The sequence below is a fragment of the Thalassospira sp. SM2505 genome (assembly GCF_054901115.1).
Genome location: NZ_CM142731.1, coordinates 2168867 through 2191322, shown reverse-complemented (window position 1 = coordinate 2191322; position 22456 = coordinate 2168867). Strand labels below are relative to the sequence as shown.

At 54.5% G+C, this 22456-nt stretch carries 20 protein-coding genes and 1 other RNA gene; 5 read left to right on the top strand and 16 right to left on the bottom strand.

Going from position 1 to position 22456, the window contains the following annotated elements:
* Positions 1 to 11 precede the first annotated feature (11 nt).
* From ybgF to ACTU44_RS10090, 11 genes are all read right to left on the bottom strand, one after another.
* Positions 12 to 1142 (bottom strand): tol-pal system protein YbgF, encoded by a 1131-nt coding sequence (ybgF, locus tag ACTU44_RS10140; protein WP_462097353.1) that lies wholly within the window; start codon positions 1140 to 1142, stop codon positions 12 to 14.
* 153 nt (positions 1143 to 1295) lie between these two features.
* Complete coding sequence (pal, locus tag ACTU44_RS10135) at positions 1296 to 1790, bottom strand: peptidoglycan-associated lipoprotein Pal (protein WP_068518111.1); 495 nt, start codon at positions 1788 to 1790, stop codon at positions 1296 to 1298.
* 129 nt (positions 1791 to 1919) lie between these two features.
* Complete coding sequence (gene tolB / locus ACTU44_RS10130; protein WP_114099847.1) at positions 1920 to 3290, bottom strand: Tol-Pal system beta propeller repeat protein TolB; 1371 nt, start codon at positions 3288 to 3290, stop codon at positions 1920 to 1922.
* Positions 3291 to 3330: 40 nt separating this feature from the next.
* Positions 3331 to 4287: an energy transducer TonB gene (locus ACTU44_RS10125; RefSeq protein WP_336080563.1), complete on the bottom strand. Its 957-nt coding sequence runs from the start codon at positions 4285 to 4287 to the stop codon at positions 3331 to 3333.
* Between the two features lie 6 nt (positions 4288 to 4293).
* The gene (gene tolR / locus ACTU44_RS10120; RefSeq protein ID WP_114099845.1) at positions 4294 to 4746 is read right to left on the bottom strand and encodes a protein TolR; all 453 of its coding nucleotides are present in this window, start codon (positions 4744 to 4746) and stop codon (positions 4294 to 4296) included.
* 2 nt (positions 4747 to 4748) lie between these two features.
* Entirely contained in the window at positions 4749 to 5480 is a 732-nt protein-coding gene (gene tolQ, locus ACTU44_RS10115; protein ID WP_114099844.1) for a protein TolQ, read from the bottom strand.
* 7 nt (positions 5481 to 5487) lie between these two features.
* Positions 5488 to 5949: a YbgC/FadM family acyl-CoA thioesterase gene (locus ACTU44_RS10110; RefSeq protein WP_336080562.1), complete on the bottom strand. Its 462-nt coding sequence runs from the start codon at positions 5947 to 5949 to the stop codon at positions 5488 to 5490.
* Positions 5949 to 7022: a Holliday junction branch migration DNA helicase RuvB gene (gene ruvB / locus ACTU44_RS10105; RefSeq protein ID WP_114099842.1), complete on the bottom strand. Its 1074-nt coding sequence runs from the start codon at positions 7020 to 7022 to the stop codon at positions 5949 to 5951. The genes ACTU44_RS10110 and ruvB overlap by 1 nt, the downstream gene beginning before the upstream one ends.
* On the bottom strand, positions 7019 to 7705 hold the full coding sequence (ruvA, locus tag ACTU44_RS10100; RefSeq protein WP_336080561.1) for a Holliday junction branch migration protein RuvA: 687 nt from the start codon (positions 7703 to 7705) through the stop codon (positions 7019 to 7021). Before ruvA ends, ruvB begins: the two co-directional genes overlap by 4 nt.
* Positions 7702 to 8232, bottom strand: a complete 531-nt coding sequence (ruvC, locus tag ACTU44_RS10095; RefSeq protein ID WP_462097352.1) for a crossover junction endodeoxyribonuclease RuvC — start codon at positions 8230 to 8232, stop codon at positions 7702 to 7704. The genes ruvA and ruvC overlap by 4 nt, the downstream gene beginning before the upstream one ends.
* A gap of 130 nt (positions 8233 to 8362) precedes the next feature.
* Positions 8363 to 9109 (bottom strand): YebC/PmpR family DNA-binding transcriptional regulator, encoded by a 747-nt coding sequence (locus ACTU44_RS10090; RefSeq protein WP_114099839.1) that lies wholly within the window; start codon positions 9107 to 9109, stop codon positions 8363 to 8365.
* A gap of 485 nt (positions 9110 to 9594) precedes the next feature.
* Between ACTU44_RS10090 and ACTU44_RS10085 the strand changes: the two genes are divergently transcribed.
* From ACTU44_RS10085 to ACTU44_RS10075, 3 genes are all read left to right on the top strand, one after another.
* The gene (locus tag ACTU44_RS10085) at positions 9595 to 11769 is read left to right on the top strand and encodes a HAMP domain-containing methyl-accepting chemotaxis protein (RefSeq protein ID WP_336080560.1); all 2175 of its coding nucleotides are present in this window, start codon (positions 9595 to 9597) and stop codon (positions 11767 to 11769) included.
* Positions 11770 to 12131: 362 nt separating this feature from the next.
* Positions 12132 to 14354 (top strand): methyl-accepting chemotaxis protein, encoded by a 2223-nt coding sequence (locus ACTU44_RS10080; RefSeq protein ID WP_336080559.1) that lies wholly within the window; start codon positions 12132 to 12134, stop codon positions 14352 to 14354.
* A 369-nt stretch (positions 14355 to 14723) separates the two neighbouring features.
* Positions 14724 to 16946: a methyl-accepting chemotaxis protein gene (locus ACTU44_RS10075; RefSeq protein ID WP_462097351.1), complete on the top strand. Its 2223-nt coding sequence runs from the start codon at positions 14724 to 14726 to the stop codon at positions 16944 to 16946.
* A gap of 81 nt (positions 16947 to 17027) precedes the next feature.
* Here the strand turns inward: ACTU44_RS10075 and ACTU44_RS10070 are convergent, their stop codons facing one another.
* From ACTU44_RS10070 to ACTU44_RS10050, 5 genes are all read right to left on the bottom strand, one after another.
* Positions 17028 to 17843, bottom strand: coding sequence for a TIGR00282 family metallophosphoesterase (locus tag ACTU44_RS10070; protein WP_114098691.1), 816 nt, complete (start codon positions 17841 to 17843; stop codon positions 17028 to 17030).
* A gap of 133 nt (positions 17844 to 17976) precedes the next feature.
* Positions 17977 to 18137, bottom strand: a non-coding RNA gene (ssrS, locus tag ACTU44_RS10065) — 6S RNA.
* Between the two features lie 167 nt (positions 18138 to 18304).
* Complete coding sequence (locus ACTU44_RS10060; protein ID WP_462097350.1) at positions 18305 to 18643, bottom strand: cell division protein ZapA; 339 nt, start codon at positions 18641 to 18643, stop codon at positions 18305 to 18307.
* Between the two features lie 3 nt (positions 18644 to 18646).
* A complete protein-coding gene (locus tag ACTU44_RS10055; RefSeq protein ID WP_114098693.1) occupies positions 18647 to 18913 on the bottom strand; it encodes a hypothetical protein in 267 nt (88 codons plus the stop codon).
* On the bottom strand, positions 18888 to 19349 hold the full coding sequence (locus tag ACTU44_RS10050) for a hypothetical protein (protein WP_462097349.1): 462 nt from the start codon (positions 19347 to 19349) through the stop codon (positions 18888 to 18890). Before ACTU44_RS10050 ends, ACTU44_RS10055 begins: the two co-directional genes overlap by 26 nt.
* Here ACTU44_RS10050 and tkt point away from each other — a divergent pair.
* Entirely contained in the window at positions 19338 to 21320 is a 1983-nt protein-coding gene (tkt, locus tag ACTU44_RS10045) for a transketolase (protein ID WP_114098695.1), read from the top strand. The two genes, ACTU44_RS10050 and tkt, sit on opposite strands and share 12 nt — an antisense overlap.
* 113 nt (positions 21321 to 21433) lie before the next feature.
* Entirely contained in the window at positions 21434 to 22441 is a 1008-nt protein-coding gene (gap, locus tag ACTU44_RS10040) for a type I glyceraldehyde-3-phosphate dehydrogenase (protein WP_114098696.1), read from the top strand.
* Positions 22442 to 22456: the final 15 nt, after the last annotated feature.

Genomic DNA, 22456 nt, shown 5'->3' with positions numbered 1-22456 from the left:
TTACAGTCGGCTTACTGCGCGCATCCGCGATTTTTGCGTTCCTGACGGGCGCGATCAAGCACAACATTCGACGCGTTCGGGAAGTTATCAATCAGATGACTGAATGCAGTGCAGGCATCTTCATTCTTGCCAAGATTGGCAAGCGACATGCCAAGCTTCAGCAGATTGTCCGGTGCCTTGGTGCTATCGGGGTATGTCTGGAAACCTTCGGTAAAGGCGATGGCAGCGTTTTCAAACTCCCCGCGCACATAATAGGTTTCGCCCAGCCAGTATTGCGCATTGCCCGCCAGCGGATCATTCGGATGTGCGGAGACAAAGCTGCTAAGTGCCTTTTCCGCGGCCGGGAAATCCTGCTTGCGCAGCAGACCGAATGCTTCGCGATACTGTTCTTCGGGTGTGCCACCAGACAGGGCAGCAGACTGGGTCTGTGCACCGGCAGTTGCAGCGGCGCCTGACGGAATTTTCGGCGGCTGACCTTCGCTTTCGATCACGCCAAACAGTTTGGTTCCGCGATCATTAAGCGGTTCGCCAGTACCGGCACCTCCGCCAAGATCACCCGATGAAACCGCGTTACCGGTCGGGGTCGCTGTATTTGCCTGCCCGGCTGCAAGCGGGGACGCGCCAGTTGCACCACCCGAAACGGCAGCGCCGCCTTCAAGCTGCCCAAGGCGGAAATCAATATCAGCCACCAGCCGTTCAAGCCGTTCTTCGATCTTGCGGATGCGGAAATCGAACTGCTCAAGCTGTCCGGTCAGTTGGGAAGAATTGCGTTGAAGTTCGTTAATCTGGACCTGCTGACGGGCCGCAGCCGGGGTCGAGGCGTCTGCACCGCTTACCGCACTCCCCGCAGCAGCGGCTGCACCATTGGTACCCTCGCGATAGACATAGCGCTGTAAAAGATCAAGATCCTTGCGCAGCTGTTCGACCTGCCGGGACATGTTCGCATCCTGTGCATGCACAGGAACAGACCCAAGTGACGTCATGCCAAGCACTGTACCAATGGCAAGTGCGACAAGAAAGTTGCGGCCTTTGCGCGAAGTTGCGGCCCCTGTTACGCGTGAAGCTGTGATATTGGCCCAAACAGAACGGGCGTGATCACAGGCAATAATTTGCGATTCAGTCGTGGGTCGAACTCGGATCATTATCAGGTCCTTTGTCGTCAATGCGGTCTTCGATGCGTCACTATGAACAGGACAGCATGACATTTTCAACATTTTCAGGCGGCAAAAATAAGGCGCCTGCCCCGGATGGGACAGGCGCCTTGATATTCAAGTCAGGCTTTCACCTGCACGCGCTTAACGGATAACCGATACAGCGCGGCGGTTTTTCGCCCAGCTTTCTTCGTCATGGCCAAGAGCAACCGGGCGCTCTTTACCATAAGAAATGGTCTCAACGCGCGACGGGTCGATACCCAGAGCGATCAGGTAATCTTTAACCGAGTTCGCGCGGCGTTCGCCGAGTGCAAGGTTGTATTCACGGGTGCCGCGCTCGTCGGCATGACCTTCAACAACAACTTTGTACTGCGGGTATTTTTTCAGCCAAGCGGCCTGCAGTTCGAGGGTGCGACGTGCTTCACCGGCCAGATCGTATTTATCGAAACCAAAGAAGACGCGGTCACCAACGTTAACAGCGAACCACTCTGGGCTGCTTTCCGACAGCGACGTGCTGGTGGACGGCTGGTTTACAGTCGATACACCCTCGCCACCAGTGGTCGCAGAGCTATCAGGTGCAGTTTCACATGCAGCCAGAAGAGCGGCAGCAGCAAAAACGCTGAGAATACGAAGTTTCATTTAAGTTTTCCCCTTAACACCGGACGCATTCGCCCGAGGTTGGTGTTTTCCATGTCTCGCGACACCGAAAATGCCCGCGATTAAAGCGAATCGCATTCAGTGCTTCGCGATGACTATACTCTTGAGATATCAGGGAATCAAGGGTGACCATGCTGGGTCCGACCCATCCGCAGGTGTAACGATCTCTCGTTCGTTATAACCTGTGAGATCGATCGAATACAGACGATAGCGATCCTTGGTCCCGTCCCTGGACGGGTGCTGGCGGTGATACATCAACACTCTTCCGTTCGGAGCCCATGTTGGTCCCTCGACGAGGAACCCTTCGGCCAACAGCCTTTCACCACTGCCGTCTGGCCGCATGACACCGATATAGAACCGACCTCCTTGTGATTTGGTGAATGCAATCAGGTCTCCGCGAGGCGACCAGACCGGGGTGGCATAAAGACCGCCACCAAAGCTGATACGCTGTACGCCCCCACCATCTGCATTCATCACGTAAATTTGTTGTGACCCACTGCGATCAGAGTTGAACGCAATGCGCGAACCGTCAGGCGAGTAGGAAGGCGAGGTATCCACGGCCGGATGTCGCGTCAGCTGGTGCTTTTCGCGCGTGCGCAGGTCCAGTTGATAAATTTCACTGTTCCCGTCAAGCGCTTGCGACATGACAACCGAGTTCCCGTCTGGCGCGAATCGGGGTGCAAAGGTCATCCCCGGAAAATCGCCCAGCAATTCCAACTCGCCGGTATCAATGTCCAAAACATAAACGCGTGGCTTGTCGTTGAAGTACGACATATAGACCACTTCCTGTGCTGTCGGCGAGAAGCGCGGGTTCAGCACAAGGAACCGACCGTCCGACAGGAACCGGTGGTTTGCACCATCCTGATCCATGATCGCCAAACGTTTCACACGTTTGTCGGCCGGGCCTGTTTCAGACACATACACAATTCTGGTATCGAAATATCCGCTTTCGCCGGTGATGCGCTTATAGATCTCGTCGGCGATCTTGTGCGCAATCCGGCGCCAGTTATTGGGCTGTGTACGATAGGCAACCCCTGACATCTGGGTTTCTGCCAACACATCCCAAAGACGGAATTCGACACGAAGCAATCCGTTTGGTTCCGTAACAACGCGACCATTGACCAATGCCTGGGCATTGATGGCGCGCCATTCGGCAAAGTTCGGGTTGACCGCCAGCGAAGCAGCACTCTGGATGAATGCCTTTTCATTGATCGGTGCAAACAGCCCCGAACGTTCGAGGTCGGCGGCAATCACCTGTGTCAGGTTTTGCCCGATCTCGGTCTCGGCAACACCGTCGCCCGGGAAACGGGTGACAGCAATTGGCATCGGCTTGAGTTCACCCCGGGTGATGTCAATCCGGAGTTCCGCCTTTGCCGGCGACATGAAACCGACATTCAGGCCAGCGACAACGGCAAGGGCACACAGTGTGGCAACACCGCTTCTTACCCAAAATCGTTTTCCTGCGTTGGTCTTGATCGTCATCCTGCCTCGCTATTTTCCACGCGTGTTCAAGAACTTATCACTAAAGGCCCAGCATTTCACGCATGTCGAAATTAAACGTGAATGTGCGCCACATTTCGTATTTATCCAGCGGCAGTTTTAGAGGACTGCATTGCGGATTTAGCACTGCTCGCAAAGCACTTTCTGCAATCGTACGGCGAGAAGAATCGCCCTGAATGTCATTCAGATTACTGATGCGTGCCTGTCGAACAGTTCCGTCGGGATTTGCGCTGACATGAATTTCAACAGCAAAGTTCCCTGCTTCCTTTGCACCCGCCGGCGGGCTCCAGCAGCGTTCAATCTGACGTTTGACCGCATCAAGCTCGCTCATGGTCAGATTGGCATCCAGTCTGGTTGCAACAACCTCGCTGGCATTTTCCTCTGGAACGTCATCGGGTTGCGTATCCGGTGTTGCCTGTGCCGTCTCCTTTAGCTTGCTCACATCCTTGAGAACGCTCATGAGGTCGCGTTTCTTCGGTTCTTCCTTTTTCGGTTCCGTTTTTTTCACCGGCTCCGGTTTGGGAGGCTGAGGTTTGCTATCGGGTTTGACCGCTGCCAGTTCTTTTGGCTTTGGTTCAGGTTTTGGTTCAGGCTCTTTTTTAACCTCGGGCACGGGCACCGGTTCCGGTTTTGGTTCGGGCTTCGGCTCGGGTTTCGGTTCCGGCTTGGGTTCCGGTTTCGGCTCAGGCTTTGGCTCGGGTTTCGGTTCCGGTTTCGGTTCGGGCTTCGGCTCCGGCTTTGGTGTCGGTTTGGGTTCCGGTTTCGGCTCAGGCTTGGGTGCAGGTTTGGGTTCCTTTTTCGGTTCGGGCTTTGGCAAAGCCTTGGTCGGGGCAGCAGAAAACTCGTCCACTGTCACGACTTCGACCGAAATGGACTGCAATTCCAGCGGCGTTTCATCAAACAGGTCAGGCAAACCCAGCCATGCGACCAGAAACAGCGCAAGATGCAAACCAAGCGATATGAGAGCGTAACGCAGCATCGTCTGTTACGAGCCCTTTTTGGGCAGTTCGGCGATCAGGGCGACCTTGGTAAAGCCGGCATCCTTGATCAGCCCCATGACTTCCATCACGCGCCCATAATCAATGGCCTTGTCCCCACGGACAAAGATGCGTGTGTCAGCCTTGTTGTCGGTAATCGCGGCGAGCTTTTCGCTCAGGGTGTCCTGGGCGATCTCGCTATCCATAATATAGATGGTGCCTTCGCGTGATACCGAGACAACAAGCGGTTCGTCCTGCCCGGTCATCGGGGCAGCACTGGTTTCAGGCAGATCAACCTCGACACCGACCGTCATCAGCGGGGCTGCGACCATGAAGATCACAAGCAGCACCAGCATGACGTCAACCATCGGTGTGACGTTGATATCGCTCATTGCGGCACGCCGGTTATTGCGACGTCCGCGGCGACCTCCGCCAGATCGAGATGCGAGTTGTGCGCCCATGATCAGTCTCTCGAATCGTCAAGTTGGCGCGAGAGGATCGAGCTGAACTCGTCCACGAAAGCTTCCAGACGATTATTGTAACGATTAAGGTCGCTGGAAATCTTGTTATAGGCAACAACCGCCGGAATAGCGGCAACAAGGCCCATGGCGGTTGCAAACAATGCCTCGGCAATACCCGGTGCAACCACAGCCAGCGACGTGTTTTTCGAAGCCGCAATCGACTGGAACGATACCATGATGCCCCAGACCGTCCCGAACAGACCAACGAACGGTGCGGTTGAGCCGACCGATGCCAGGAAGGTCATGTAACGTTCAACCCGGTCCATTTCACGGCCCAGCGTAATTTCCATCGACTTTTCAAGGCGCTGCTGCAAACGGGCCCGCATGGTGTCCCCATGGACGCCGCGTGCGTTCGAACGACGCCATTCGCGCATTGCCGATACAAAGATCGCCGACATCGGATCACGCGGCTTGTCCGCAATCCGGTCATACAGGTCTTCAAGCGAACCGCCCGACCAGAAGGCTTCTTCAAAGGTATTTGCCTGCGCGCGCAGTTTGCGAAGGCGCAAAATCTTTTCGATTACGATCGCCCATACCCAGACAGAAGCCATCAAAAGCCCGATCATCACCGTTTTGACGACCAGTCCAGCCTGCATGAAAAGTCCCCACAGAGACATGTCATGCGCCATGACCGACTGCCCCAGCGTTACCGCGTCGACCACTTGATTTTCCATATTCCCGTCAGTCCTTGTTCACATCCAGATATCGACTAAATATCGTTCTTAATTCGTCGGGCAGTCTTTGTGCCCGAAGTTCTTCCAGCGACATGCAGGCGAGATAAATCTCGATCACCACAAGTATTTCCCCGTCGCGCATGACTTTCTGTTCGAAGCCAAGCGATGCGCCCCCTAGCTTAATCACCCGGCTTTCCACCGTCAGGCGGTCTTCCAACTGGGCAGCGCGACGAAAATCGACGGTACAGTGTCGAACCGCTATGGCAACTTTGTGGCGTTCTGCAACATTTCGATTGGTAAAGCCCAACAGGTTAAGCATCGCTGAACGCGCACGCTCGGCAAATGCAAGATAGTTGGCATGATAGACAATTCCGCCCGCATCAGTGTCCTCATAGAAGACAACAAGCGGATAGACATGCCGGGTGCCATCCATATAACCCAGCAACGCATCGTGATGATTGTGTGACATCAGGAATCGCCCCCGGACGACCCGTTAATCTGCCGGTCAAACAGGTCCGATATCGGCATCCCGCCCGCCTCGCGCGGCGGTGTCAGACCAAGATGCTGGAACCCCTTGATGCCCAGCATACGCCCGCGCGGGGTGCGCTGAATCAGGCCCTGTTGGAGCAAATAGGGTTCAATCACGTCTTCGATGGTATCGCGTTCTTCTGACAGGGCTGCCGCCAGCGTATCAACACCAACCGGCCCGCCGCCATAGTTCCCGGCAATACAGTTCAGATACCGGCGGTCCTGACTGTCCAGACCAAGATTATCGACTTCAAGCCGGGTCAGTGCGGCATCGGCAATAAATTTATCAACCGGTGACTTTTCGGCCACAGCGGCAAAATCGCGCACACGACGCAGCAACCGTCCGGCAATACGCGGCGTTCCGCGCGACCGGCGGGCAATTTCCATCGCGCCTTCTTCGGTCATATCGAAATGCAAAAGCCGCGCCCCACGCGAAACGATGCTAACCAGCTCTTCGGGTTCATAGAACCTAAGACGCAACGGAATCCCGAAACGGTCACGCAACGGCGTGGTCAGAAGCCCGGACCGGGTGGTTGCACCAACAAGGGTAAAGGGCGGCAGATCAATCCGCACAGAGCGGGCAGCAGGCCCCTCGCCGATGATCAGATCAAGCTGGAAATCTTCCATCGCCGGATAAAGGATTTCCTCCACCGCGGGGTTCAGACGATGAATTTCATCAATGAACAGAACGTCACGCGGCTGAAGGTTGGTCAGAAGTGCGGCCAGATCACCAGCCTTGGCGATCACAGGACCGGAAGTTGCGCGGAAACCGACACCAAGTTCGCTGGCAACGATTTGCGACAATGTGGTTTTGCCCAAGCCCGGAGGCCCGAAGAACAGGACATGGTCCATGGCTTCTTCACGCGCGCGCGCAGCCTGAATGAACACATCAAGATTTTCGCGCACTTCTTTCTGCCCGGTGAAATCATCCAACCGGCGCGGACGCAGCGATCCATCCTGATGGTCTTCTTCGCGACGCTCACCACTGAGCAGGCGATCTTCTTCTTCGCTCACGCGCTAAGCTCCTTTAGTCCCAGACGGATCAGGGTATCAATCGATTTGTCTTCACCCGCCTGCTGGGCTGCTTTGCCCACCGCCCCGAAGGCCTCGGAGCGGCCATATCCAAGATTAACCAGTGCCGAGACGGCATCAGCCATCACCACACTATCATCGACAACCGGTTCGACCGGGGCTGTGTCCACGCTCACATCGGCTGATGATTTGTCAGATTTCTTTGATTTCGTCGGCTTTGCCGGTTCCGGGGCCGCGGGTGCTGCCACCGGACCAAGATTGAGCTTGGCGGCCTTGTCTTTAAGTTCGCCAACGATACGGGTCGCGACTTTCGGGCCGATGCCCGGTGCGCGACACAGGGCTGTTGTATCCTGGGCAGCAAGCGCGCGCAGAAGATCCGTCGGGCTAAGAACAGACAAAAGTGCCAGTGCAACCTTGGCCCCGACACCCTGTACGGTGGTCAGCAAGGAAAACCACTGCTTTTCCGCATTATCGGCAAAACCATACAGATGAATGTGATCTTCGCGGACATGGGTTTCGATCATCAAACCGGCATCCCCGCCCTTTTGAGGCAGCATGGATAAAGTCCGGCGCGAGGCAAAGACCAGATAGCCGACACCATTCACATCAATGATGACACTGTCTTCGCCAATGAAATCGACAATTCCGCGCAGTTTCGCGATCACCTGTATCGTCTCCCGTTTCCTGTTGGTTTGGCCGCCATGCTTGCCGCAAGCGATCTGTTTCCGGCATGTTGCGCGTGACAAATGGCAACTGCAAGCGCATCAGCCGCGTCCGCCCCGGCAATTTCACATCCCGGAAGCAAGGTCGAAACCATCATTTCCACCTGCTGTTTGGCAGCATGACCCGCACCCACAACAGTCTTTTTGACCGCATTGGGTGTATATTCCGTTACCGGAATACCATTCCGTGCGGGTGCCAACAATGCGACACCACGGGCCTGACCAAGTTTAAGGGTGGATACCGGGTTTTTATTGACGAAGGTTTCTTCGACTGCGGCTTCGTCAGGTGTCCAGATCCGGATCACTTCGATCAGTCCGGTATGGAGCTGATCAAGGCGTTCTGCCAGGGTCAAAGACTGGGTCGAGGTAACAATACCGTTGGCCACATGGCGCATGCGGTTGTCCTGAAGGTCAATGATCCCCCAGCCCGTACGTTGAAGACCGGGGTCGATTCCGAGAACTCTGACCACAGTGTCACCCTAAAATTCAGAAACCAGATACAAAACACCCGCCATTCACAAAATGAAGGGCGGGCATAGAACCGTCCCCGAATATGATGGCCTTGGCAACCATATTCGGGGGAGAGGTTTTTAAACAAGTCTAGTTATCGAGACCGGCAACGATTTCGTCGGTCCAGGCAACGTTGGTCCAGACGTTCTGGACGTCATCGTTGTCTTCAAGCACATCAACAAGTTTCATGATGCTCTGTGCCTGATCGACATTGATTTCGGCTTCGGTTACCGCACGGAAGACCATTTTCGCACTTTCCGGATCGCCGAACTTTTCAGTCAGCGCTTCGCGCACAGCGTTAAGGTCTTCAAGTTCGGTATCGACAACGTGGCTGTTTTCATCAGATTCAACATTCGCCGCACCCGCTTCGAGGGCTGCTTCGAAGATTTCGTCTGCATCCGCAGCATCGGCCGGATAAACGATTTCACCAAGACGGTTGAACATGAAGCCGACCGAGCCGGTTTCGCCAAGGTTACCACCGCTTTTTGCAAAGGCAGCACGCACTTCCGACGCCGTACGGTTACGGTTGTCGGTCAGGGCTTCGACGATTACGGCAACACCTGCGGTGCCATAGCCCTCGTAACGAACTTCTTCGTAATTGTCGCCGTCGCCAGCACCGGTCGCCTTTTTGATCGCGCGATCGATGTTGTCCTTGGGCATGTTCTGCCCGCGCGCCGCTGCAATTGCCGCACGCAGACGCGGGTTGCTGTTGATGTCGTCACTGATCTTTGCCGACACGGTGATTTCGCGGGCAAGCTTGGTGAAAATCTTGGCGCGCTTTTTATCCTGCGCACCTTTACGGTGCATGATGTTCTTAAATTGGGAATGGCCGGCCATAACCTGTAACCTGTATTCATTGAACTCGATGTGGAACGGTATCGGCTGATACCACGCCGGTCATGCGGGAGTTCCCTGTCAGACCAGCCCGCTCGGGCATCCGCAAGACTGTTTTATGTCATCTGCAGCAGACACGAACGAAAAATTCGACCGCTCCTATAGCGTGTTTACCTGTGAAGGTCCAGCGATGCTTGGCATTCCGAACACGATCTCGTCGATGACACTCCCCGCCAGCCCGACGCCAGCCCTTTGCAACACCGTAATTTTCTTGCAATTCGTGGCACCTGTTTGGTTTGATGTTGCAGATGTAAGGATATTCTTTCATTAATAACAAGAAGGGTACTTATTAAACTAAAGAAGAATACTCTCAGGGGTCCAAGAAACCGGCTATCAGCAAAGGGAGCAATGCCCTTTCAAGCGGTCGAGTTAACCCGAATGGACAAAGAAGCCATACGGGAACAGTCAGGAAACAAAGGTTAGATAGAATGGGAACTAAATTCGGGGTCCAAAGCAAATTACTGATTTCATTTGCTCTGGTTGGACTGATGGCGGTTATTTCCGCTGTCGTCGGCGCGGTTTCTTTCAATAAGTTCGGTGATGCTCTTACGACCATCACAGAAGAAAAGCTTCCGCCAATTGCAGCAGCCCAGGCACTGGCAACAGAAAGTGCCGAGATCGTCGCCATTGCACCGCGCATTGTTGCCTCTGCGAATACCGACGAAGAAAATGCGATTAACGATGAACTCGCCTTGCGTCTTCAGGAACTCGTTTCGAAAATCAACGAGATCGAAGCCACCGGTTTCATGCCCGAGGTTATTGCCAGCATCAATAACAATCGCGGACTTTTGCAGGACAACCTGGAAAAGCTCCACACGGTCACGCAGGAACGTTTCCAGATTTCTGACCAAAAATCCGAGAAACTCGCAGAATTCCAGAATTTGGCAAAACGTTATGCCGATACGCTGAAACCGGTTCTGTCTTATACGCAAAACGATATCTCGCAGGGCGGACAGTTCGCCGCATCGCTGAAAGATGATCCGGCAAAGCAGTTCAGCACTGACAAAGAAGAAATTCTGGAGACCTTCCAGAAATATGCCTCGGCAATTGATGTCCGCACCCCGATCCTTGATATCGAGCGTCTGGGTTCTGCTGCGGCCAACATGATTATTTCGAGCACCACGGAAACGCAGGCCGTTCGCCTTTCGATCATCCCTGTGCGAATTCGGGGCACCTATACCGACGCACTCAGCAAGCTTGACTCTCTTGGCAATGAACGGCTTAAGGCGTTCTATGTCGATCTGATCGAAAAGATGCAAGCCCTTTCGATCGGCGAAGGCAGCCTGCCCGAATTGCGTAAACGTGAACTTGAAGCCAGCGAACAAAGCCAGGCACTTGTGGTTCAGAGTGGCGAATATGCCAACGCCATGCGCGCAAGCGTGAATGAACTGGTTGCCGGCCTTAATCAGGAAGTTAACGATGCCGCGGCCCAGGCAAAGGTTGTTGAAAAACAGAGTTTGACGGCCCTTGTTGTCGTTGCAGCCATTGGCGTTGTCATTTCACTTCTGATCTATGTTCTGTATGTCCGGGGTAACGTTCTGCGTCGCCTTGGCAGCTTGCAGAAAACCATGGTTCAGCTTGCCGATGGAAATCTGGAAGTTATCGTTCCGGCCAAAGGTAATGACGAAATCAGTGCCATGGGCCGTGCAGTCGAGGTCTTTAAGGACAATGCCCTTAAGGTTCGTGAGATGCAGGCCGAGGAAGAACGCCTTAACCGCGAACGCAACGAGGCACTGCGCGACGAACTTCTTGCCCTTGCCGACACCTTGCAGGGTGAAGTCGAAACAGCGGTGAATGAAATTGCCGCACTGGGCGAGCAGCTTCAGGGCGTTTCGGGTCAGATGACATCAAGTGCCGAACTGGTTTCCGGCCAAACCGAAGATGTTGCCAATTCTGCGCAGGAAGCCACCGGCAATGTTGAGACGGTCGCAGCTGCAACCGAACAGCTTTCGGCATCGAATGCGGAAATCAATCGTCAGATGGCGGAATCCACCCGCATTTCCGGCGAGGCATCAACCCGTGCCCAGCAGACCAACGAACTGGTGGTCAGCCTGTCACAATCGGCTGATCGCATTGGCGAGGTTATCGCACTGATCACCGACATTGCCGAGCAGACCAACCTTCTGGCACTGAACGCCACCATTGAGGCGGCCCGTGCTGGCGATGCCGGCAAGGGCTTTGCGGTTGTTGCCGCCGAGGTCAAAAACCTTGCCAACCAGACCGAAAAAGCGACCGAGGAAATCTCGGGCCAGATTGCCGGCATTCAGAAAGCAACCGGTGAATCTGTCAACGCGATTGGCGACATTGGCCGCATCATTGAAAATATCAATGAGATTGCCACCACGATTTCGGCGGCGGTCGAGGAACAGGGTGCTGCAACCGACGAGATCACGCGTAACGTGCGCGGTGCGGCGGATCGGACCCGGTCTGTCTCGGCCTCAATCACGGAAGTCGCCAGTGAAACCGGCAAAACTGGCGAACTGTCCGGCCAGGTTCTTGCAACCGCACAGGATGCGTCCGAGAAGGTCGAAAACCTGCGGTCACGGATCAACGGTATTCTTGATGATCTGCGCAAACAGGCACATGACCGGGCAGCGTCCTGATCGAAGCCTGAACACTCCTGACTTCAAGGGTCCGCCACATGGCGGGCCCTTTTTCGTTTCTGTGACCTTTGTTTACCAAGACAGTCCACCTGTCAGCGTTAGCCACAATATACGCAAAAGCAACACAACCTATACGTCTGGTTGAGCATAAAAACTCATGCCTAGTTTGTACTCTGTGTGCTATATGAGCGGTAACTATAAATGATAAGTCACTTTTTCCGGTCATGCCGCCCCACGATCTGGCTGATCGGCCTTCCTTAAGTGACGCCTCCGGGAAGCTACATCTGAGAGACCCGTAATTAGTGTGTCGATGCAGTTCTGCGTCGATACTCGACTTATTCGTCTATGGGGTATCAAGAACTATGGGACTTAACTTTAAGCGCGGCACCTCCCCGTCGTCATCCAGTAAAACAAAAAAGTCAGGACTGGGGGTTCGCGAAAAACTTGCTGGCGCGTTCTTTCTCGTCGGTCTGATTGCCATCCTTGCAGCAAGTGTATCGGTATTCTCGTTCAACAAGTTTGGCGGGCAGCTTGACGACATTACCTATGAACAGCTTCCTCCAATGTTCACAGCCCAGCAACTGGCAACCGACAGTGTGAAAGTTGTAGCAGCAGCACCGCGCATCGTCGCGGCAACCTCGCCCGAGGAAGAACAGGTTGTAAAAATCAAACTTGATATTCTGCTCGACAGTCTGCGCGAGAAACTTGACGTACTGGCAAGTTCGGGATTGCCCACGTCTGCCCTGTCGCAAATCGAGGTAGATGGCAAACAGCTTGCCCAGAATCTTGAAACCCTGCACGAAACGACACTTCGCCGCTTCGACGCCGCAAATAAACTTGCGGAAGGCATCGGCAAGTTTCAGGACCTGAACAGCAAATATAACTCGATGCTCAAGCCGTTGCTGGCAATGTCGCAGAACCAGATCAACAATATCGGCAATCAGGTTGAAGAAATCCGCAAGGATGTTTCATATCTGACATTTGAACAGAAAACCCAAGGCACAGAACTTCTGATCAAACTTGACGATGCCATTGCCGAACGCGAACCGGTTCTTGAGCTGTCCAAGCTTGGTGGCGAAATCGCAAACACCGTGCTTGGCGCAGCATCCAGCAACGACGAGACACGCCTCAAGATCACAGGCGTACAGGTCAATGCCGCGATCGGTGCAGTTGAGACCCTGATCGAAGGCCTGAAGAACAAAAAACTCCAGAAATACTATTCCGACCTTATGAGCGAGATCAAACCGCTTGCCGTTGGCGATAACAGCATCCCGGCCATGCGCCTGTCCGAACTTGCGCTGATCAAGGAACAGGCGGATGTTGTTGCGGAAAGTGGTGAATTTGCAACGGCGATGGAAAGCGGCGTTGATGCGCTGGTTCAGTCCCTGCAAACCGGCGTTGACCGTTCTGCCGGAGCAGCAAAGACCCTGAACACCCAAAGCACCTACGTGATGTATGCAGTCGGTGCCTTGGCGATTGTTCTGCCTCTTATGATCTTTGTTTTCTATGTCCGTGGCAGCCTTTTGCGTCGCCTTGCCGGTATGCAGAAAACGATGGTGTCGTTGGCCGAAGGCGATCTTGAAGTTGATGTCCCGTCAAGCGGCAGTGACGAGATTGCAGCAATGGGCCGTGCGGTTGACGTGTTCAAGGAAAACGCCATCAAGGTCCGCGACATGCAGGCCGAGGAAGAGCGTCTTAACCGTGAACGCAATGAAGCCCTGCGTGACGAGTTGCTCAGCCTTGCCGATACGCTTCAGGGTGAAGTCGAAAGTGCGGTTAACGAGATCGCTGCCCTCGGGGAACAGCTTCAGGGCGTTTCGGGTCAGATGACCCAAAGTGCCGAACTGGTTTCCAGCCAGAGCGAAGATGTCTCATCCTCGGCTCAGGAAGCCACCGGCAACGTTGAAACGGTTGCCGCGGCTACCGAGCAGCTTTCAAGCTCGAATGCGGAAATCAACCGTCAGATGGCGGAAACCACCCGCATTTCCAACGAAGCCGCCCAGCGTGCCCAGCACACCAACGAACTGGTGGTCAGCCTGTCCCAGTCGGCAGGTCGCATTGGCGAAGTGATTGCACTCATCACGGATATTGCCGAACAGACCAACCTTCTGGCCCTGAACGCCACCATCGAGGCGGCCCGCGCCGGTGATGCCGGCAAGGGCTTTGCCGTGGTTGCCGCCGAGGTCAAAAACCTGGCCAACCAGACCGAAAAGGCGACCGAGGAAATTGCCGGGCAGATTTCCGGTATTCAGAAGGCAACCGGTGAGTCCGTGACTGCAATCGGTGAAATTGGTGCGATCATTGATAATCTCAATGAAATTGCCACCACGATCTCGGCGGCTGTCGAGGAACAGGGCGCTGCAACCGACGAGATCAGCCGCAATGTTCGCGGGGCTGCTGATCGCACCCGTGCGGTTTCGGCATCGATCACCGAGGTTGCAAATGAAACCGGTCGCACCGGTCAGTTGTCGGGCGAAGTTCTGACAACATCCCGTGCGGCATCCGAGAAGGTCAATGAAATGCGCAACCGCATTGCAACCATTCTTGAGGACCTGCGCCAACAGGCACATGATCGCGCAGCATAGGCGTTGAACGCCCTGCCCGACCAGATCAACAAAGGCCCGCCATCCGGCGGGCCTTTTTCTTTTACCGGAAAATTGGGGACGTATTCTTCGCACGATTACGGTACCTATTTGCCTCATTACAAAAACCTATACCGGTGCATAGATCAAAAGGAAAATCCTGCGAATACAACGAATAACGTGCTATCGATTATTCTAATAAATATAAAAGCAAGCCGTGCCTTTCTATTCCCGCAACACCGCCTCCGGGCGATATGCGGGTCTTCCCGAAGTGGCTTGACCAGGAAACAAAGTCCAAGAAACACGCATCTTTTGCGTCGACGCTTTGCCGTGTCGGCTTTTGGCTTTTTGGTCTACGGGGTTACTAGAAATATGGGTTTGAACATAAAGCACGGCGTAAAGCCGTCATCGTCTAACAAGACGAACAAATCAGGGTTCGGCGTTCGTGAAAAGCTTGCTGCTGCTTTCTTTTTAACCGGATTGATTGCCATCCTTGCCGCCGCAGTTGCGGTTTTCTCATTCACAAAATTCGGCACCCAGCTTGGCAAGATTGCCCACGAGCAACTGCCACCCATGTTTGCTGCACAGCAACTGGCTGCGACCAGTTCGAAGATCGTAGCGTCCGCACCGCGCATTGTTGCGGCAACCAGTCCGGAAGAGGAACTTCTGTTCAAGTCCGAGCTTGATGGATTGCTGGCCAATCTGAATGACTATCTCGGACAACTGGAGCAATCAGGTCTTCCCGAAGACTCCCTGACCCTGATTGAACAGAATGGCAAAGACCTTGCCAACGCCCTTGCAGAACTGCATCAAACCACCATTGACCGGTTCGCAATTGCCAAGGAACTCGCCGCATCGCTCGGCAAGTTTCAGCAATTGACCGGACGGTTCAATTCAATGATCCAGCCGGTTCTGTCTGCTTCCCAGACCCAGCTGACCGGGGTTACCAGTCAGATCAAGGAACTCCGCCTGAGCGGAGCCTTCATGACCGCCGAACAGAATGCATCAACCAAGGGGCTTCTGTTCAAGCTTGATGAAATCATGACATCACGCGCACCGGTTCTTGAGCTTGCAAATCGCGGCGCTGAAATCAGCAATACCATCCTGTCAGCTGCATCTTCAAACGATCCGATGCAGCTCAAACTGATGGGGGTTCAGGTCCGAGGGTCTGTTGGTGTGGTCAATAGTACCGTCGATACCCTTGAGAACGAGAAACTCAAAAAGTTCTACAAGGGTCTGATGGAAGACATCACCGATCTAGCCACCGGAGAGCGCAGCATTCCGACCCTTCGAACAACCGAGCTTGAACTTTCGGCACGGCAAATTGATATTGTCAGTCACAGTGCAGAATATGCATCGGCCATGGAAGACGGCGTGAATGCCCTTGTCGATACGTTGCAAACCGGTGTTGATAATGCGACGGAATCGGCAAACACCCTGACCCAGCAAAGTACGGTCGTGATGTATGCCGTGGGTGTCGCTGCAATCCTGATCCCGCTTCTGATCTATGTGTTTTATGTGCATGGCAGTTTGCTGCGCCGTCTGGCGGGTCTTCAGAAGTCGATGGTTTCTCTTGCCGATGGCAATCTTGAAGTTGCGATCCCCTCCAGGGGCAGTGACGAGATTTCCGCCATGGGCCGTGCGGTTGACGTGTTCAAGGAAAACGCCATCAAGGTCCGCGACATGCAGGCCGAGGAAGAACGTCTTAACCGTGAACGCAATGAAGCCCTGCGCGACGAGTTGCTCAGCCTTGCCGATACGCTTCAGGGTGAAGTCGAAAGTGCGGTTAACGAGATCGCTGCCCTTGGGGAACAGCTTCAGGGCGTTTCGGGTCAGATGACCCAAAGTGCCGAACTGGTTTCCAGCCAGAGCGAAGATGTCTCATCCTCGGCTCAGGAAGCCACCGGCAACGTTGAAACGGTTGCCGCGGCTACCGAGCAGCTTTCAAGCTCGAATGCGGAAATCAACCGTCAGATGGCGGAAACCACCCGCATTTCCAACGAAGCCGCCCAGCGTGCCCAGCACACCAACGAACTGGTGGTCAGCCTGTCCCAGTCGGCAGGTCGCATTGGCGAAGTGATTGCACTCATCACGGATATTGCCGAACAGACCAACCTTCTGGCCCTGAACGCCACCATCGAGGCGGCCCGCGCCGGTGATGCCGGCAAGGGCTTTGCCGTGGTTGCCGCCGAGGTCAAAAACCTGGCCAACCAGACCGAAAAGGCGACCGAGGAAATTGCCGGGCAGATTTCCGGTATTCAGAAGGCAACCGGTGAGTCCGTGACTGCAATCGGTGAAATTGGTGCGATCATTGATAATCTCAATGAAATTGCCACCACGATCTCGGCGGCTGTCGAGGAACAGGGTGCTGCAACCGACGAGATCAGCCGCAATGTTCGCGGGGCCGCTGATCGCACCCGTGCAGTTTCGGCATCGATCACCGAGGTTGCCAATGAAACCGGTCGCACCGGTCAGTTGTCGGGCGAAGTTCTTACGACTTCCCGTGCGGCATCTGAAAAGGTCGGTGAAATGCGAAACCGCATTACCACCATTCTTGATGCATTGCGTCAGCAGGCCCGGGACCGCGCGGCGTAATTATCCTGCCCGACCTTAACAAACAAAGGCCCGCCATTTGGCGGGCCTTTTACATTGGTAATCCGATAATGGATTTCGCGATCAGGCGCTTGGCCAACTGCCCTTAAGGCGTCCGCCAATCCGCACTGATTCAATACGTTTTGCCAGACCGGTCTTATCATCGGTTTCGACAAAGACGCCACAAACTGTTGCAGGCCCCTCGGCCGGTTCAAAACGCCCCGCCGGCATCTTGGTCAGGAATTTACGGACCGAGTTTTCCTTTTTCATGCCGATGACGGAATCAAAGTCACCACACATGCCGACATCCGTCTGATAGGCCGTGCCATTGGGAAGAATTTGCGCATCTGCCGTCGGGACATGGGTATGCGTTCCCAGAACCAGCGATGCACGACCGTCACAGTGATGCCCGAAGGCCATTTTTTCCGACGTGGTTTCCGCATGGAAATCAAGAATGATCGCATCAACATTCTTGCCAAGCTTATGCTTGGAAAACAGCTTGTCCGCGCCCTGGAACGGACAGGAAAGCGGATCCATGAACAGGCGCCCCATCATGTTGATCACGCAAACTTTCTTGCCTGATCTGGTTTTGAAAACATAATCGCCATTGCCCGGCGTCCCATCAGGGAAGTTCCATGGCCGCAAAAGCTTTTCGTCTTCATCGATATAGGCAATGATTTCGCGCTGATCCCAGACATGGTTGCCTGTGGTCAGGACATCGGCCCCGGCAGCGTAGAATTCCTTGCAGATCTTTGCCGTTACCCCGAAGCCGTGCGCGGCGTTTTCAACATTCACCACTGCGACGTCGACTGACAAACGATCGCGGAGCATCGGCAATGCCTCAAGTGCTGCCTTGCGACCGGTTTGGCCCAGAACGTCGCCAAGATGAAGTAAACGCATATTCTTTCCTGTGTCTTTTCCATGTCCGAATATTTGGCATGGCTTTTTTATCAATGCACCCTATCCGGGACGCACAGCATATTGCACTACGCAAAGGAGAAGGGAAATGTCCGGATCAAAATCCGGGAGATAAGCGGGAGCCACCGCTGCCGTTGGCCATGTGGTAATTCCTCGTGACCTGCAGGTGCAGGTGGGCGCCGTATAACCAGACCACGGCCTGGAAAGGGACAGCTCCCTAGAGAAATGAGCATCGGCCCCGGGAATTAGCGAACCTGACGAACAGGGCAGCCCCCTTATGCTGGGTTCTTGATCGCCGCGAACGACGCATCGCAAACTGTCAGCGCCCGGAACTTAGTCCCCGGACGGCTGAATTTCAAGTAGATTGCATCGATATGCCCGCTGCGCGTTAGGCGCAACCCTTTGCCAGACCAAGCTCGGCTGACCGATATGCATCGGGATAATCAGTTTTGGGCAAGCTTTTCGGCGATTGCTTCGACGCGCGCGGCCATGGTTTCGATATTGTCAGCCAGGGCATCACTTTCCGCATCCGACAGCCCGGGCACCTGAGCCGACTGCTGCGCACCGTTTTCAAGCTTTTCCTGGGTGTTCCCAAGTTCATCGGCAATCAGAAGACTTGCCATGACCAGCAAACGTTGCTCGCCGATCTGGCCGACGGCCTCGGCGATTTCCCTGACCCGTTCGTTGACATAACCGGCAAGGGCGTTAATGCGATCTTCCTGCCCGTCATCACATGCGATGTCGTAGCTGCGACCGTTAATGCGAATGGATACCTGTGCCATGGGTTATGCCTGTTTCTTTACGGGGTCTTCGGAAAGAACGAATTTAAGCTGATCAACCGCCCCATCAAGACGGGCAGAAACCGTTTCGGTCGCCTCGGTCAGACGGTCGTAATCAGCGCGCATTGCCGAAAGCTGGGCACGCAGTGCTTCAACTTCCTGTGTATCTGAAACTGCAGACTGGTCTTTTTGAGCGATAGCCGACTCCGCGACCATTTCAAGACGGTCCAATGCTGTTTTCAGCCGATCACTTGCCTGTTGCAACCGCGACATTGATCACTACCCGATTGTTTGCTGTTTTACCCAAGACCACAGAACGAACTGAACTGTGACGAATCACCAAAGGCGACATCAAGCCCGGCGAAGATGTCATGATAATGGCTGATTTAGCATCCAGTATCCCGATCAACAACATTTTTGCCCGATTGAACAAGAAATCTGTGAATTGTTTGAAGACCGGTAAAGCAATGAAAACACTGTATGACAATTGCAGGCAGATCAGCAAGCGCGTCACCAGCCATGCACTATTGGCACATCTGTTAGCCAGAATCCGGGTAACAGGTACAGTTTTTCGACAGAAGCGGTTGACGTATGCCCCCTGTAAGGGCATCTTCCGCGCGAATTCCGTTAATTCTGGAATAACCGTATCTAAAGTGTTTTGATCGCCCGACCGCGAAACCCCCAGGAACCGCATCACATGACGACGCAAGTAGAACACAACCGCATGGCCAATGCCATCCGCTTCCTCTCGGCAGACGCTGTTGAGAAGGCCAATTCCGGCCACCCCGGCATGCCGATGGGCATGGCAGACGTTGCGACTGTTCTTTACACCAAATTCTTGAAATTCGATCCGAAGCATCCGAACTGGCCGGACCGCGACCGTTTCATCCTGTCCGCAGGTCACGGTTCGATGCTTCTTTATTCGCTTCTGCACCTGACCGGGTACGAAGATTTCGATCTTGATCAGATCAAGAATTTCCGTCAGATGGGCTTCCGCACCGCCGGTCACCCGGAATTCGGCCACGGTGCCGGTATCGAAACCACCACCGGCCCGCTGGGTCAGGGTATTGCGACCTCGGTCGGTTTCGCACTTGGCGAACGCATCATGAATGCGCGCTTTGGCAACGACGTTGTTGATCACTTCACCTATGTGATCGCAGGCGACGGTTGCCTTATGGAAGGCATCTCGCAGGAAGCCATTTCGCTGGCCGGCCATCTGAAACTGTCGAAACTGATCGTTCTGTTTGACGATAACGGCATTTCGATTGACGGCCCGACCTCGCTTTCGACTTCTGAAGATCACACCAAGCGCTTTGAAGCAGCAGGCTGGGACGTTCAGGAAATTGACGGCCATGATCCGGTCGCCATCGAAGCCGCCATTGCCAAGGCAAAAACCACCAACACCCCGTCGATGATTGCTTGCAAAACCGAAATCGGTTTTGGCGCACCGACCAAAGGTGGTACCTCGGCAACACACGGATCCCCGCTTGGTGCATCCGAACTTGCCGGCATGCGTGAGAAACTCGGCTGGACTTCCGAACCGTTCGATATCCCGGCAGACATTCGTGATGCATGGCTTGCAGCAGGTTCGCGTGGTGCAGAAGACTTCAACGCCTGGGGTGGTCGTTTCGAAAACCTCGAAGCTGCCCTGAAAGACGAATTCGAGCGCCGGGTTGAAGGCAAGCTTCCGGAAAACTGGATCGAAGCATTCAACGACTATAAAAAGCAGATCACCGCTGATCAGCCGAAAGTCGCAACCCGCAAGGCTTCGGAAAACGTTCTTGAAGTTCTGACCAAAGCTATTCCGGAAATGATCGGTGGTTCTGCCGACCTGACCGGTTCGAACAACACCAAGACCAGCGTTCAGGCACCGATTACCGCCGCAGGCGGTTATGAAGGTGCGTATATCTATTACGGTATCCGTGAACACGGCATGGCAGCAGCCATGAATGGTCTGGCGCTGCATGGTGGTGTTCTGCCTTATGGCGGCACCTTCCTGGTCTTTACCGATTACTGCCGTCCGTCGATCCGTCTTTCGGCTTTGATGAACCAGCGCGTTGTTTATGTCATGACCCATGATTCCATCGGTCTTGGCGAAGACGGCCCGACCCATCAGCCGGTTGAACATGTTGCTTCGCTGCGTGCGATGCCGAACGTCACCGTGATCCGCCCGGCGGACGCAGTCGAGACGGCAGAAGCATGGGCAATGGCAATCACCAATGAAAGCGGCCCGACCGTTCTGGCCCTGACCCGTCAGAACCTGCCGACGCTTCGTACCGACTATCGTGAAGACAACCTCGTCGCACGTGGCGGTTATGTGATTTCCGATTGCGACGGCGACCGTCAGGTCACCCTGATCGCGACCGGTTCCGAAGTTGAAATCGCAGTTGCCGCACAGGCCAAGCTGAAAGCAGACGGCATCAACGCCGTTGTTGTTTCGTTGCCAAGCTGGGAACTGTTCGACGCCCAGTCACCGGAATACCGCAAAGACGTTCTGGGCAGCGCACCGCGCGTTGCCATCGAAGCTCTTTCGGTCTTCGGTTGGGAAAAATATGTTGGCGATAACGGCAAGGTTATCGGCATGCACGGTTTCGGTGCTTCGGCACCTGCCCCGGTCCTTTACGAGCATTTCGGCATCACCGCCGATGCGCTGGTCAAAGCGGCCAAGGAACTGGTTTAATTTACAGGGCCGGATCGGTAACATGCCGATCCGGCCTTTTTTCTATGGGTTTGAAACCCTAAGCCGTGATTGATACTCCCCAGGTAGCAATCATTATAATTTTGGAGGGATGAATGGCTATTCGCGTAGCGATTAATGGTTTCGGTCGTATCGGCCGTCTTGTTCTGCGTTCTATCGTTGAAAGCGGTCGTACCGACGTCGAAGTTGTTGCCATCAACGACCTGGGTGACGTTGCCACCAACGCGCATCTTCTGAAATATGATTCAGTTCATGGCGTTCTGGCCAATGACGTCAAAGCCGAAGGCGAAAATCTGGTCATTGACGGCAAAGCCATCAAAGTTTGCTCCGAGCGCGACCCGGCGAACCTGCCGTGGGCGGCCCTGAATGTTGATATCGCATTCGAGTGCACCGGTATCTTCCTTGACGAAGCGGGTGCCGGCAAACATCTGACGGCTGGCGCAAAACGCGTTCTGATCTCTGCCCCGGCAAAGGGCGACATCAAGACCGTTGTTTACGGTGTTAACTCCGACACCCTGACGGCTGATGACGTGATCGTTTCGAACGCATCTTGCACCACCAACTGCCTTGCACCGGTTGCAGACGTCCTGAACAAAACCGTTGGCATCACCAAAGGCTTCATGACCACCGTTCACGCCTTCACCGGCGACCAGAACACCGTGGACAGCCTGCACAAAGATCTGCGCCGTGCGCGTTCGGCATCGCTTTCGATGATCCCGACCTCGACCGGTGCAGCAAAGGCTGTTGGTCTTGTTCTTCCGGAACTCAAGGGCAAACTCGATGGTACCGCCATCCGCGTTCCGACCCCGAACGTTTCCATGGTTGACCTGACCTTCGTTGCTGGTCGTGACACCACTGTCGAAGAAGTCAACGCCGCAATCAAGGAAGCAGCAAACGGCCCGCTTAAAGGCGTTCTTGGCGTTTGCGAAGCACCGCTGGTTTCGGTTGACTTCAACCACAACCCGAACAGCTCGACCTTTGATGCGACCCAGACCCAGGTTATGGACGGCAACTTCGTTCGTATTCTGTCCTGGTACGACAACGAATGGGGCTTCTCCAACCGTATGAGCGACACCGCTGTCGCCATGGCGAAATTCCTCTAAGCATCGCCTGGATCA